The sequence below is a fragment of the Pseudoalteromonas sp. TAE79 genome, from assembly GCF_000498015.1.
Lineage (GTDB): Bacteria > Pseudomonadota > Gammaproteobacteria > Enterobacterales > Alteromonadaceae > Pseudoalteromonas.
In genome coordinates, this window is the sequence record NZ_AUTL01000022.1 from 1 (window position 1) to 14,446 (window position 14,446).

The 14,446-nt window shown below is 39.6% G+C and carries 13 protein-coding genes; 4 read left to right on the forward strand and 9 right to left on the reverse strand.

All coding sequences use genetic code 11. The annotated features are described in order from the left end of the window. From L655_RS01000000124810 to rsmD, 5 genes are all read right to left on the reverse strand, one after another. Nucleotides 1–240 (reverse strand): RNA polymerase sigma factor region1.1 domain-containing protein (locus L655_RS01000000124810; protein WP_033011082.1); only part of this gene is annotated, 240 nt, incomplete at its 3' end. A gap of 390 nt (nt 241–630) precedes the next feature. Beyond that, complete coding sequence (dnaG, locus tag L655_RS0100445) at nt 631–2,382, reverse strand: DNA primase (RefSeq protein ID WP_024603725.1); 1,752 nt, start codon at nt 2,380–2,382, stop codon at nt 631–633. Between the two features lie 244 nt (nt 2,383–2,626). Further along, on the reverse strand, nt 2,627–3,073 hold the full coding sequence (locus L655_RS0100450) for a GatB/YqeY domain-containing protein (RefSeq protein ID WP_024603726.1): 447 nt from the start codon (nt 3,071–3,073) through the stop codon (nt 2,627–2,629). Nucleotides 3,074–3,092: 19 nt separating this feature from the next. Beyond that, nucleotides 3,093–3,308, reverse strand: coding sequence for a 30S ribosomal protein S21 (gene rpsU, locus L655_RS0100455; protein ID WP_002957797.1), 216 nt, complete (start codon nt 3,306–3,308; stop codon nt 3,093–3,095). A 145-nt stretch (nt 3,309–3,453) separates the two neighbouring features. Continuing rightward, nucleotides 3,454–4,059 carry a 16S rRNA (guanine(966)-N(2))-methyltransferase RsmD gene (gene rsmD / locus L655_RS0100460; protein WP_024603727.1) on the reverse strand — a complete coding sequence of 202 codons (606 nt, stop codon included), beginning with the start codon at nt 4,057–4,059 and terminating at the stop codon, nt 3,454–3,456. Between the two features lie 207 nt (nt 4,060–4,266). Between rsmD and ftsY the strand changes: the two genes are divergently transcribed. The 4 genes from ftsY to rpoH all read left to right on the forward strand — a co-directional run bounded on the left by ftsY (nt 4,267) and on the right by rpoH (nt 9,079). Beyond that, nucleotides 4,267–6,153 carry a signal recognition particle-docking protein FtsY gene (gene ftsY, locus L655_RS1000000126395; RefSeq protein WP_024603728.1) on the forward strand — a complete coding sequence of 629 codons (1,887 nt, stop codon included), beginning with the start codon at nt 4,267–4,269 and terminating at the stop codon, nt 6,151–6,153. Between the two features lie 87 nt (nt 6,154–6,240). Next, nucleotides 6,241–6,918, forward strand: coding sequence for a cell division ATP-binding protein FtsE (gene ftsE / locus L655_RS0100470; RefSeq protein WP_002957793.1), 678 nt, complete (start codon nt 6,241–6,243; stop codon nt 6,916–6,918). Continuing rightward, the gene (ftsX, locus tag L655_RS0100475) at nt 6,915–7,901 is read left to right on the forward strand and encodes a permease-like cell division protein FtsX (RefSeq protein WP_002957792.1); all 987 of its coding nucleotides are present in this window, start codon (nt 6,915–6,917) and stop codon (nt 7,899–7,901) included. The genes ftsE and ftsX overlap by 4 nt, the downstream gene beginning before the upstream one ends. A gap of 314 nt (nt 7,902–8,215) precedes the next feature. Continuing rightward, nucleotides 8,216–9,079, forward strand: coding sequence for an RNA polymerase sigma factor RpoH (rpoH, locus tag L655_RS0100480; protein ID WP_002957791.1), 864 nt, complete (start codon nt 8,216–8,218; stop codon nt 9,077–9,079). Between the two features lie 343 nt (nt 9,080–9,422). Here rpoH and L655_RS0100485 read toward each other — a convergent pair whose 3' ends face one another. Genes L655_RS0100485 through gpmM form a run of 4 tightly spaced genes read right to left on the reverse strand, consistent with a single transcriptional unit; the run spans nt 9,423 to nt 14,221 of the window. Beyond that, nucleotides 9,423–10,184 carry a divergent polysaccharide deacetylase family protein gene (locus tag L655_RS0100485; RefSeq protein WP_024603729.1) on the reverse strand — a complete coding sequence of 254 codons (762 nt, stop codon included), beginning with the start codon at nt 10,182–10,184 and terminating at the stop codon, nt 9,423–9,425. Between the two features lie 49 nt (nt 10,185–10,233). Continuing rightward, nucleotides 10,234–11,499, reverse strand: a complete 1,266-nt coding sequence (locus L655_RS0100490) for a S41 family peptidase (protein WP_024597558.1) — start codon at nt 11,497–11,499, stop codon at nt 10,234–10,236. 34 nt (nt 11,500–11,533) lie between these two features. Next, a complete protein-coding gene (locus L655_RS0100495) occupies nt 11,534–12,673 on the reverse strand; it encodes a peptidoglycan DD-metalloendopeptidase family protein (RefSeq protein ID WP_024603730.1) in 1,140 nt (379 codons plus the stop codon). A 3-nt stretch (nt 12,674–12,676) separates the two neighbouring features. Then, entirely contained in the window at nt 12,677–14,221 is a 1,545-nt protein-coding gene (gpmM, locus tag L655_RS0100500) for a 2,3-bisphosphoglycerate-independent phosphoglycerate mutase (RefSeq protein ID WP_002957786.1), read from the reverse strand. Nucleotides 14,222–14,446: the final 225 nt, after the last annotated feature.

The following is a 14,446-nucleotide window of genomic DNA, read 5'->3' on the forward strand; positions in this document are numbered from 1 at the left end:
GGCAGCTTCAGCTGCGTCTTCGTCTGTCGTTGTTTCTTGCATCATTAATTCATCAGCATCAGGCGCGTTTTCGCTAACCTTGATACCCATGTCATTAATCATGCTTATGATATCTTCTACTTGATCTGAGTCTATAATGTCTTGTGGAAGGTGATCATTTACTTCTGCAAAAGTTAAGTAGCCTTGCTCTTTACCTTTTTGAATCAGAAGTTTTAATTGTGACTGAGGAGTTGGATCCATAGAGATTTTTTCTTCCACTCTGATAAGTTGATACAACAGGCGCCATCATGTAGTTTGCCTTAAAGCCAACTAGAATAATGTGACGCAGTGAATAGCACAGTATAACAGTTTAAATCAATTTTGACTAGGGTCTGTTGGTCTTTCAGGATTAAAGTTTATTCTATCCAAGGGTGGTTTAATCGCGGCGCGAGGTTTGTAACCTAGTGGGCTAAGTAAAAACCGAGCAACAAAGAGTAAACCTCCCTTGGGTCGAACCCAAAGGGCAGCGCGTGTTTGGCATTTATGCTGCGTTATCGCCTATTTATGTGAAATAACCACACTACATAGGCTCTGTCTTGTCTAAATACCAAACACACTGCTGTAAACTTAACCTCGAAAGATAAACGGACCCTAACTGTTAGTCGCTTTTAACGCTGTCATTAACAAATGACACTCAAGTCTTTCGTCGCTACTAAGGCCTTGAGTCTTGTCCTTTATTAATAGGGTCTCGAGTCGATAATTTAAACACTGATCTTCAATAAACTTAAAAGTATTTTTAAAAACCGTTTCTAAACGTTCTTCATTTATGTCGTGTTGCCACGTTGCAAGCTTGATTAATGGCTCATAATCTTCAGTTCCTCTAAAAAATTCGAGCAATTGTGCAGTGGTAACATTTTCTTTCTCTAAAGCTTGTTCTTGTAAACGTAACAACAGCCCTATACCAGCAATATTCATTTGTGCGAGTTCAGGTAAATATGGCACATTTTTAGCTAAGTTAGGATGTTGAATTAAAATACCAATCGCTTGACGCATTGGTGTTATTTTAAACTTACGCTCAATCGAATGCTGTTGCTTTGGCGTTTTTAAACGGTTATTTAATTGCTCACGTGTTCTTCCGATTAAACGCCCTAATTGTTCAAGAATGTTTTCTTGATAAAATTCACTTGGGATTTTTTCAATTAGTGGAAGTGCTGCACTGAGTAATTTAGCTTTCCCTGAGTCGAGGGTTAAATCTACTTCTTGGCTTAATTTATTAAACAATACTTTAGTAAAGTCATCCGCTTGGCTTAGGCGTAATTCGAATTGCTCCTTCCCCTCTTTTTGTACAAGAGAGTCAGGGTCTTCGCCATCAGGTAAAAACGCAAATTGCAGTGCTTTACCATCATTTAAATAAGGAAGTGCGTTTTCAAGCGCTCTCCAGGCTGCATCACGGCCAGCTCTGTCACCATCGTAACAACAGATTACTTTATCAGTAGTTCTAAACAGCGTATGCATGTGCTCGCTTGTTGTTGCTGTGCCCAAAGATGCTACAGCGTATTCAATTCCTTGTTCGGCTAGGGCAACAACATCCATGTAACCTTCAACAACCATTACATGCTCGAGTTTTTTATGGGCTTGCTTTGCTTCATAAAGCCCATAAAGCTCAAAGCCTTTATGAAAAATCCGGGTCTCTGGCGAGTTTAGATATTTGGGCCCTTGGTCAGCTTGCATTACACGTCCACCAAATGCAATAACGCGTCCGCGTTTATCGCGAATAGGGAACATTAATCGGTCGCGGAAAAAATCAAATTGTCTGCCTGGTGTTTTTTCTGAAGCTAGCTTTAATTCAACCAACTGCTCTTTTTGTTCTTTATTACGCCCAAGCTGAAGGCATAATCCATCCCACTCGCTGGGAGCGTAGCCAATCATAAACTTTTTAACTGTTTCACCACTTAAACCACGGCCTTTTACATATTCAATAACGGCAGCAGAATTACTGTGGTGTTTTAATTGGTGTTGATAAAAGCGCGCAGTATGAAGCATTAAATCGTAATCAGAGCGCTTTTGTGCAGCAGTACGTTCTGGTGCTGAGTTTGTGCCTTGTTCTCGAGGTACTTCTAAGTTAAGCATGCTTGCTATTTCTTCAATAGCATCTACAAACTCAAGCTTTTCATACTCCATTACAAACGAAATTGCATTACCATTAGCGCCACAACCAAAGCAATGATAAAACTGTTTGTCTTGCGATACGGTAAATGAGGGCGATTTTTCGTTATGAAATGGGCAGCAAGCTTGATAATCCTTACCTGCTTTTTTTAGACCTACTTTTGAGTCTATCAGGTCGACAATATCGGTTCTGGCAAGTAAATCGTCTATAAAGTTACGTGGGATCTTTCCAGCCATTAGTAAAATACAGTCCTGAAATAATAAGAAGAATAACGAATATGAAATTTACTTTTTTATACTTGCTTGATGCAAAATATAGCGTGCTTTAATTTACCAAAATGATAGCAAAATAAATAGGGAAGCTATAAAAAATTTCATTTTAAAGTAACCTAATAGGTGTACTTTTTATTAAAGTTAAAAACAAAGAAACCGAGCGCAAGGCTCGGTTCACTTCAATCATACTTTAATGTATGTGGGAGTATTAGGCAGTTAATCGTTGCTTAATTAAACCAGAGATTATGCCCATATCGGCACGACCTTCGGCTTTGCTTTTGATTATACCCATTACTTTACCCATGTCTTGCATACCTGCTGCGTTAGTATCAGCAATAGCCGCATCAATGAGAGCAATGATTTCTTCTTCACTCAATTTTTGAGGTAAGAAAGTTTCAAGTGCTACTATTTCATTGGCTTCAATATCAGCTAAATCATCACGCCCAGCATCTTTGTACTGAGTGTAAGAGTCACGACGTTGTTTAACAAGCTTCACTATAACGGAGGTAATACCTGCGTCGTCTAGTGTTATTTGCTCGTCAATTTCACGTTGCTTGATTGCAGCAAGTACCATACGAATAGGGTTAAGACGTTGCTTGTCTTTAGCTCTCATCGCATCTTTTTGCGCATCTTTTAGCGTTATTAAAAGGCTCATTTATACAAGACCTAATATATTAGTATAATTTAACGCGACGAGCGTTATCACGAGAAAGTTTTTTCATGTGACGTTTAACTGCAGCAGCTTTTTTACGCTTACGCTCAGCTGTTGGTTTTTCATAGTGCTCGCGACGACGAACTTCTGAAAGGATTCCTGCTTTTTCACATGAACGCTTGAAGCGACGAAGTGCTACGTCAAACGGTTCGTTCTCTCTTACTTTAATTACTGGCATTAAAAATTCACCTACCTAAATTATGAGCGTTGCTCAAGTTGATCAAACATTGATCAAGTGGTTCAAAAATGGTGCGGTATTGTAATCCGAAGCAACACCACATGTAAAGGACAATATTAACAGAAACGCATTACGTTAAACAGTATTAATTTGCTTGGCGCTGGTACAGTTGACAAAGTACTTGCCCTGCCTTTTTTTCTTTAATTAACAACCAGTTGGTTGGCGTTTCTAAGGCAACTAGCTCTGCCTCTACTTCAACATAAATTAATGCATCGTTGCTTAACCATTGGTTTTTTTCTAATAAATCGCAGGTTGTTTGCGCTAAATCTTTACGAAATGGTGGGTCAACAAATACAAGATTAAAGGCTTTGTTTGTGTTTTTTTGCTCTAAAAAGGAGAGCGAATTAGTATGTTTAACGTATGCGTTGTCGAGCTTTAAAGTGCTAATATTTTGTTCTAATTGCTTAGCAGCTAATGAGTCTAGCTCGATAAATGTAGCGCTTTTAGCAAATCGAGATAGTGCTTCAAATCCCAATCCACCAGAACCGGCAAAACAATCAAGTACATTTGCGTCACGCGTATCTTGCATTAGCCAATTAAATACAGTTTCTTTAATTCGATCGGTAGTAGGTCTCAAGCCTTCTACGTTTTTAACAGGGAGTTTACGGCCTCGAAACTGACCACTAATCACTCTAATAAAGCCATCACTGGGCTTGTTAGTAGCTTTATTTTGCGTTGTTTTTTTTCTCATTTAGCTCACTAAAAAATGGTATATGGTATCTAGCTCAGATAATATTATGGGCGATTACGTGTAGCTTCATTTTTCAACCGCATTAAAAGTGTTACTATTGAACACTTACGTTTTGAATGGTTGTATTTATTAGCAACTATTGCTGGGCATTGCCAAGCTATTTCAAATTTTAGTTTATCAGATTTTTATAAGTGGTTATTAGCAAGTATGACAAAAAAAAGTAAATTCATGTCGTGGCTCGGTTTTGGCAAGTCAGATAAAAAAGAAGCAGAGCAAAAAGCAGCAGCTGATAAACAACAAGTATTAGCGCAAGAAGAGGCGCAGAAGCTAGAGCAAGAAAAACTAGCGCAGCAAGCTGAAGCTGAACGTATAAAAGCTAAGGCTGAAACAGAGCGCTTAGAGCAAGAAAAACTAGCGCAGGAGCAAGCTGAAGCTGAACGGTTAAAAGCAGAGGCTGAAACAGAGCGTTTAGAACAAGAACGCCAGCGTGCTGAAAACGCGGAAAAGATTGCCATTGAGCAGGCCAATGCTGAATTGCTTGCAAAACAGCAAGCAGATGCCGAGGTGCAAAGACAAGAACATGCGCAACGTTTAGCCGATCAAGAAAAAGAGATGCGCTTAGAGCAAGAACGATTAGCGGCAGAAAAAGTAGAGGCTGAGCGACTAGAGCAAATACGCCTTGAAAAACAAGATGAGGCAATCAAAGCCGAAAAGCTTGCAATAGAGCAAGCGAATGCTGAGTTATTAGCAAAAGAACAAGCGGACGCTGAAGCTCAAAGGCAAGAGCAAGCGAAGCGCTTAGCAGAACAAGAAGCGCAGATGCTTTTAGAGCAAGAACGCATTGCGGCTGAAAAAGCAGAAAATGAGCGCTTAGAGCAAGTACGTATTGCAGCTGAAAAAGCAGAAAATGAACGTTTAGAGCAAGAACGCCTTGCAGCTGAAAAAGCAGAAAATGAACGTTTAGAGCAAGAACGCCTTGCAGCTGAACAAGCAGAGAATGAACGATTAGAGCAAGAACGCCTTGCAGCTGAACAAGCAGAAAATGAGCGTTTAGAGCAAGAACGTATTGCAGCTGAAGAAGTAGAAAATGAGCGTTTAGAACAAGAACGTATCACAGCAGAACTTGCAATTGAAGAAGCTAAAAAAGCCGAAAAGCCAAAAAAAGAAGGGTTTTTCTCTCGTCTTAAAAAAGGCTTGTTAAAGACTCGCGTTAATATAGGTTCTGGTTTTGCGTCTATTTTTAGTGGAAAAAAAATAGACGACGAATTATTTGAAGATCTTGAAACTCAATTACTCACCGCCGATTTAGGTGTTGATACCACCATGAAGTTGATTGATCGTTTAACTGATGCAGCGAACCGTAAACAGTTAAAAGATGGTGATGCGCTTTATGAGTTGATGAAACAAGAAATGGCTGCGATGCTTAAAACGGCAGAACAGCCTTTAGTCATAAGCGAAGATAAAAAGCCGTTTGTCATTTTAATGGTAGGCGTAAATGGTGTTGGTAAAACAACGACTATTGGTAAAATGGCTAAGCAATTTCAAAACGAAGGTAAGTCGGTTATGCTGGCTGCTGGTGATACGTTTAGAGCGGCAGCTGTTGAGCAGCTTCAGGTTTGGGGTGAACGTAACAGCATTCCTGTTATTGCACAGCATACAGGTGCAGATAGTGCATCAGTTGTGTTTGATGCATTCCAAGCGGCTAAAGCACGTAATATAGACGTGTTAATTGCTGATACAGCTGGGCGCTTGCAAAATAAAGATAACTTAATGCAAGAGCTTGAAAAAATAGCTCGTGTAATGAAAAAGATTGATCCTGATGCGCCGCACGAGGTGATGCTAACTATCGATGCAGGCACAGGGCAAAATGCAATTAGCCAAGTAAACCTGTTTAATCAATGTGTTGGTTTAACTGGTATTACGCTTTCAAAACTTGATGGAACTGCAAAGGGTGGTGTAATTTTTGCGGTTGCAGATAAGTTTAATATTCCAATTCGTTACATTGGTGTTGGTGAAGGTATTGATGATTTACGCGCTTTTAAAAGCGATGACTTTATTGATGCGTTATTTAGCCAAGATGAGGACGACGTTTAATTTACCAAAAAAGGGAGCTAGCTCCCTTTTTAATTGCGAGGAATACTAATTTCATTAATGTGTTAATGGAGTTGGCATAATAAAAAGATGATAAATTTTCAGCAAGTAAGTAAGACCTATCCTGGAGGGCACCGCGCCCTCGAAAAAGTTAATTTTCATATTAAACCGGGTGAACTTGCCTTTTTAACTGGCCACAGTGGTGCGGGTAAAAGTACGTTGCTTAAGTTAATTAGCTTAATGGAACGTCCTTCAGCAGGTAGTGTATTTATCAACGGTGTTGATTTAAACAAAGTAAACTCGCGTCAAATTCCTTATGCTCGTCGTGATATAGGTATTATTTTTCAAAATCATAGGTTATTAGAGCGCTATACTATTTTTGATAACGTGGCATTACCTCTCATTATTGAGGGGACTCACCATAAGCAAATAGCTAAACGGGTCCATGGCGCGCTTGACAAGGTAGGCCTAATTGACAAAGTGAAATGTCATCCTTCAATGCTATCTGGAGGCGAGCAACAACGTGTTGGTATTGCCAGAGCTATTGTAAACTCCCCACCAATTTTACTAGCTGATGAACCAACAGGTAATCTTGACCCAGAGCTTTCAATGGAAATACTCAAGTTGTTTGAAGACTTTAATAAACACGGTACCACTGTTCTTATCGCAACGCATGATTTGGGTTTGGTTGCACGTATGAAGTACCGTAGCTTAACCTTAAAAGATGGCCGTATGCTTCAAGACCCGCTTGCTGAGGGGGCACTATGAGTTTACTTTTTAAAGGTCGCCAAAATAGTAATGACAAGCAAAAAAAATCAGTATTAGCTGGCGGTTACTTTTTTATTATTAATATTTTTCGCCAAGGTGTGCATAGCTTAGGTGAGATGTGGCGCACGCCGCTTGCGTCGATGATGACTATCGCTGTACTTGGTTTGAGCCTAACGTTACCTGCAACACTTTACTTAGTCGTTAAAAACGTACAGCAAGTGAGTAGTGGCTTTGAAGAGGCGAGTGAAATATCGTTGTTCGTTAAAGAAAGTATGAACGAGCAAGAAACGCAAACATTAGTAAAGCGTTTAGCACTTTACCCAGAAGTGGAAAGTGTTGAGTTTATTTCAAAACAACAGGCATTAACTGAATTTAAAGACGTATCTGGCTTTGGGCAAGCTTTGGAGTATTTAGATAAAAATCCATTACCGGATGTGGTGCTCGTTACTCCAACAAAACGTCACAGACACCCAAATGCCGCTAAAGTACTGCTAACTAAATTAGAAAGTGAACGTGAAGTTGATTTTGGTAAGCTCGATATAGCCTGGTTAGAGCGTTTAAATGCATTACTAGATTTACTTAAAGAAAGTGTAATAACCATCGCATTATTACTACTTACCTCAGTGACACTTATTATTGGTAACACCATTCGTTTGTCGATCATGGATAAAAAAGAAGAAATACAAGTAATGAAGCTAGTAGGCGCAACGAACACCTTTATACATGCCCCATTTTTGTGGACCGGTATTTGGTATGGTGTAATAGGTGGTTTGTTTGCCTTTATATGCGTAGGTTTGATGATGTGGTGGCTTTCAAGCGCAGTGAGCAGTGTGGCGGGGGTGTATCAAACAAGTTTTTCGTTAATAGGATTATCGCTTAATGAACTCGGCTTTTTAGTGTTACTAGCAACAAGCTTAGGATTTGTAGGATCGTACCTTTCTGTAAATCGATATATTAAAGAAATAGAACCCGATAAAGTATAAAAACCCCTGCAAACTATAAGTGAACCAACCCAGCTTGATATGCGTAACGTATCGGACTGGGTTGTACCTCCCGTTATTAAAACTGTCATATTTGTGTACTATCCTCCCATAAAGTAATGAGTTGTAAATAAGGTGATGCGGTTAGGTTAATTGGCTGCAATCCCTCAATTCATCACTTATTCAGTCGCTTGTAGTAGACTAAACACATACTAAAAACTGCTTGATTTATACTTTTAAAAAGTTTTAAATTGGGGTTAGCACTCTTAGAGAAAGAGTGCTAAGATAGTTTCAAATGTTTATCACCGAGGTGAAAAATGAGTAAAGATTTATACGCAATGGCACTTACAGTCGGACAACAAAGCGCAAGCATGGACGGTTACCTTCAAGCGGTAAGCACTATTCCTATGCTTAAAGTTGAACAAGAGCAAGAACTTGCTAAAAGACTTCAGGAAGAAGGGGATCTTAGTGCTGCCAAGCAACTCATTATGTCGCATTTACGCTTTGTAGCACATATTGCTAAAAGCTACTCGGGATACGGCTTACCACAAGCTGACCTTATTCAAGAAGGTAATATAGGCCTGATGAAAGCGGTTAAGCGTTTTGACCCTACAGTGGGTGTACGTTTAGTGTCGTTTGCAGTGCATTGGATTAAAGCCGAAATTCACGAGTTTGTTCTTAAAAACTGGCGCATAGTTAAAGTTGCAACCACTAAAGCGCAACGTAAATTGTTTTTTAATCTTCGTAAAAACAAAAAGCGTTTAGGCTGGTTCAACCAAGCTGAGGTTAGCACTGTTGCTAGCGAGCTAGGTGTGAGTGAAAAAGAAGTACGTGAAATGGAATCTCGCATGAGCGGCCAAGACATGGGCTTTGACCTAACTGGTGACGATAACGACGATGCACCAACAAGTACATACTCTCCAGTACAGTATTTAACAGATGGCGCAGCTGACTTAGCTGACGACGTTGAACAAGAGCAGTGGAAAGAGCAAGCGCATACCCGTTTATTTAGCGCACTTAAAACACTAGATGAACGTTCACAAGATATTGTTAGCGCGCGTTGGTTGTCTGATGATAAAGCAACCCTTCAGGAGCTTGCACAAAAGTACAGTGTATCTGCTGAGCGTGTTCGTCAGCTTGAAAAAACAGCGATGAAAAAGTTACAAAGCGCTATGAGCTAATATTGCTCAAGCAGAAAAATTTAAAAAGCCCTGCATGAAAATGCGGGGCTTTTTGCTTTTGAGTAGGTTGGTTTGAGCGAAGCGAAACCCAACGATAAAATATCTAATCAAGTAATACCGATATTCTGCATTATTGAATGGTTATACCAATCCGCAATAATACTTAATCATTTTGCGGGGCTAAACGTGTCGCTACCTGCGTTAAAAAGTCTCATTTAGAACAACTGAATAGTGAATTTTTTGCCTAGCTATCAACACGTTTTTCCGCCCTCAAAATAGACCACTTAATTAAGCGAATTGGTATTAGTTTATTATTTGGATATAGCATTATTTAAAGCTTATATTACCTAGCACTCACTCCCTTTCCCTCAGCATGCGCTAACTGAATGTACTTACGTTCAACTAATTGCGAAACAGGTACGAGTTCAAAACCTTGCTTAGTTAGCTCTGGTAAGGCATGGCGTAAAAACTCGATGGTTTCAGGGTAGGGGTGAGCAATTGCAATGGCAAAGCTATGGGAAATGGCTAGTTGTTTTAACTCTTCAAGCCTTAGCTGCAGTTGTTCTGGTGTAGTTATGTTGTCTAAAAACACTTGGCGACTAATATTAGCAACACCCAAAAAGTTAGCGGCATTTTGTGCCTGACTCAAATCGGTTGTGCGACTATCTAAAAAATATAAATGACGCTTTTTAAGTACTTCCATTGCCCACTTCATAGCTTGGCTTTTTTGCGTAAGCGCTGAGCCCATGTGGTTATTAACGCCTTTAACTTGCGGTAAACTAGCGAGAGCTGTTCCAAGAGTTTGCTGAAGCTGCTCTTTATTCATATTTAAAGTAAGCGCACCAGGCCCTAGTTCTTTACCGTTAAGTGCTTGCATAGGTACATGAAGTAATAACTCTTTATTTGATTGACTGGCAAGTGTTGCAAAAATTTGCGAATAAGGGGTATGGGGCAAAATTGAATACGACAATTGCCCAGGTAAGGAAAGGAACTCTAAGTCCCGTTGATGATAGCCTATATCGTCTATCACTATTGCTATTTGCTTGGCGCTAATTGTTGCAGAGCTAAAACAAATAACTAATGTTAGCCATTTTATTATTTTCACGTTTATAGTTTTTATTATCTTTTTAGCTTTGTTTAACAGCTTATACAAGCTACTGCATGCTGAGTAATTGTTTTGCTTTAACCAACTGTAAATCGGTTAGATTACCAGTAAGTAATTGCGCATTATTGTTAGTGTGTTCATTTTTTATTATAACGGCTTTATTACTTTGTGAAAGGTTTGTTTGATTAACCGCCACATCTGGGGTTATTCCTATTCCATCAATCGATTTACCTAACGGTGTGAAGTATTTCGCTGTGGTGAGCTTTAATGCGGTATTGCCATCACCGAGTGGAATGAGTGATTGTACAGAGCCTTTCCCAAAAGATTGGCTGCCAACAATGGTTGCTCGGTTATTATCTTTAAGTGCTGCTGCAAGTATTTCGGCTGCAGAGGCAGAATTTTCGTTTATAAGCACAACTATGGGCGCATTTTTTAGAATGTCTCCACGCTTTGCATAAAATGCTTGGTTAGCATCGTAAAAACGTCCTTTAGTCGTCACTATAGTGCCACTTTGTAAAAATAGGTCTGATACAGCCACTGCGCTTTGTAATGTCCCCCCTGGGTTATCACGTAAATCAATTACTAAGCCTTTAAGTGGGTAGCCAAAATGGCTTTGCAGGGCGGCAACTTGTAGTGCAACTTCATGTAATGTGTGGTTAGAGAAGTTATTGATAGCTATGTAACCAGTTCCAAAATCTAAAAGTTCGCTTGTTACACTTTCGAGGTTTATTTGGCGACGTGTAACATGAAAAGTGAGTGGGTTTTTATTGTTATCGCGATTTACAATTATATCTATATTCGAAAATTCACTGTCTCTTATTAGTGTTGCTACTTCGTCGATAGTACGGTTTTGAGCTGCGTTGTTGTTTACACTTACAATAATATCGCCTGGTAAAATACCTGCTGCTTTTGCGGGCGAATTATTAACCACGTTAACAATAGTCATATTCTCGTCTATGTTCTTAACTTCTATACCAATACCTGTGTAACGACCATTTGTATTATCAAATAATGAGGCTAATTCATACTCATTTAAGTACTTAGAATAGGAGTCGAGTTTTGAATATAAACGCTCAAACTGCTGGTTGTTATATTTAATATGGTGGCTATTTTGTAAGGTGAGATCTTCAACGTAATAGGTATGAATGTTGAAGAGTATTTCGTCTATTTGTTGTCTTTTAAGATCTTTAATTGAGCTTGCTAGTGCATTACTAGTAAAGGTAATTAGGGTTAGTAATACAAGTAAGTACAGACTTATATAAAAGTCTGCACTTTTTTTATTAACGGTATTTATTGTGTGTTTTTTAGTTGTCATCAGCTGCTCCAAGGCGGTGCAGCGATTTATCTAATTAAATACGTTTGCACCATTTTACAGGATTTACTGCGCGTCCTTTGTGGCGTATTTCAAAGTATAGACCAGAACTTGCCTGTCCGCCGCTTTGGCCTACTAAAGCGAGGGTTTCGCCTTCACGTACCATATCCCCTACATCTCTTAGTAGCGTTTGAGCGTGGCCATATAGGCTCATAAAACCTTCACCATGGTCTACAACAATTACCCATCCATAACCTTTTAGCCAATCGGCAAATACAACTTGGCCGTTGTGCACGCTATTAATATTAGTGCCTTCTTTTGCACCAATTAACACGCCTTTCCAATCAATACCACCATGCTTACGTTGGCCGAATGTGTGCTCTAACTTGCCTTTGCTCGGCCAGTCTAATTTGCCCTTGCTCTTATTTAGGCCAAGTAATTCTATTTTTTGTGTTTTTTCTTTTTCGAGCTCTTTAATCGTTGTTACTAAAGTTTGTTGGTTTTCTTTTAAATAATTTATTGAGCTTTTAGTGCTGTTGAGCTGAGCTTGTAAGTTTTTAAGATTAGCTTGGCGTTCACTTTGTGCATTAAGTAATGCAGTTTGGCGCCTTTTTTGTTCATCAAATAAAAGCTCTAGTTTTTCTTGCGTTTTAACGAGCTCTTCTTGGTTTTGTACTATTTGCTGTTGAAGATCTTTTAGATCTTCGATTTGTTCAATACGGGCTTTATTTAAGTAGTTGTAATAGCTAAGTGTGCGCTCAAACTTGGCTGTGTCTTCTTGATTCAACAGCATTTTAGAATAGTCGTCGCCACCGGCCATATAGGCACTTTTGAGTTGCGCGGCTAAAATTTTCTGAAACTGAGTGTGCTTTTTATCAAGCTCATCGGCTTTACTTTGTAACTCTTTTTGCTGTGTTTTAGTCTCTTTGACGGATTGCTCTGCCATGTTAAGTGCTTTAGCATTTTTAGCTATATCGAGTTCATGGCTTTTTAGATTTTTTTGTAGGGACGCTATTTTTTTTCTTTGGGCATTATATTCAGCTTGGCTTTGCTCAAGTGCATTTTGAACCTCTGATAAGTCTTTTTTAGTACGATCTTCATTAGCAACTGCAGATGCAGCCACTAATGAAGTTAGTATCAAACCGCACTTAATTAACCGGTTAATACGTTTGTTCATGTGTTATTTCAACATCATGATAGGCGTACCAGTCATTTCTTTTGGTTGCTCCATACCCATTAAGTGAAGCATTGTTGGGGCTACATCACTCAAGGCTTTACCTTGCATTGGCTCTGCATCGCGACCAACATAAATAAAATGCACCGGTTCGCTAGTGTGGGCAGTATGTGCTTGGCCTGTTTTGAGATCAGCCATTTGCTCAGCATTACCATGATCGGCTGTAATTAGTGCTTCACCACCAAACTCTTCTAGTGCATCAACAACACGTCCGATACAGCTATCTACAGCTTCACAAGCTTTAACCGCGGCTTCAAATACACCTGAGTGACCAACCATATCGCCATTAGGGTAGTTACAAATAATAGCATCGTATTTACCGCTTTTAATTGCTTCTACCAGTTTGTCGGTTAGCATTTCTGAGTTCATTTCAGGTTGTAGGTCGTAGGTTGCTACTTGCGGCGAAGGAATTAGCTCGCGTGTTTCACCTTTAAATTCGCTTTCACGTCCGCCACTAAAGAAAAATGTAACGTGTGCGTATTTTTCGGTTTCTGAAATACGAAGCTGTGTTTTATTATTTTTTTCAAACCATTCACCGAGTACGTTTATTAGTGGTGTAGGTCCAAATGCAACAGGTGCGTCTATATCGGCTGCATACTCTGTCATCATTACAAATGCGCTAAGCTCTGGCGTTCTTTTTTTAGTAAAACCATCAAATTCAGGCTCAACAAAAGCGCGGGTAATTTCGCGGGCTCTATCTGCTCTAAAGTTAGCAAAAATAACGGTGTCACCATCGTTTATTGAAGCCGGAGTGGCACCTGTTGGCGTAATAGTCGTAGCTGCTACAAACTCGTCGTTTTCGTCGCGCTCGTACGCTGCATTAAGTGCTTCAACACCATTATCAAAATTAAAGTCGCCTTCGGCGAGCGTCATTACGTTGTAAGCTTTTTCTACACGGTTCCAACGGTTGTCTCTGTCCATTGCGTAGTAACGGCCAATAAGTGATGCTAAACGTCCGCACTTAAGTTTACTAAATAACGCTTCAATTCGTTCAATTGATGCTTTTGCGCTACGTGGAGGTGTGTCACGGCCGTCTAAAAATGCATGGAAATAGACTTCTTTAGCACCACGTTTTGCCGCCAGCTCAATACTTGCAACTATATGATCTTCATGGCTATGCACACCACCTGGGCTTAAAAGACCCATTATGTGAACCGCTTTACCAGCACTTACTGCTTTGTCTATGTTTTCAACTAAGGCTGGGGTTGAATCAAACTCGCCATCGTTAATTGCTTTGGTGATACGGGTAAAATCTTGATACACAATGCGCCCTGCACCTAAGTTTACATGGCCAACTTCTGAGTTACCCATTTGACCATCAGGAAGACCAACATCTAAACCCGAAGCCGATATTAATGTGTGTGGGCGGGTGGCCCATAAGTTGTCTAATACAGGTGTGTTAGCTGCAAGAATAGCATTACTTTGCGTATCTTCGCGGTGTCCCCAACCGTCTAAAATCATTAATACCAGTGGTTTTTTATGCTCTGTCATAATAGCTCCTGAAAATTAGTATCTGTTGATGGATACTGTGCACCTAAAAAGGTTTATTAGCGTGGTTTTAGCATACCGTGTTTTTAAGCTAGGATCAGCATTGAAAACAAGATATTAAATTTTTTCACTTATACCTCATTGACTAACCTGATGTAATGGTCTCCTCCCTATACGGCATCTATGTGCCATGATTAAAGTGGTTACAATAATCAAAGGGAGAAGACC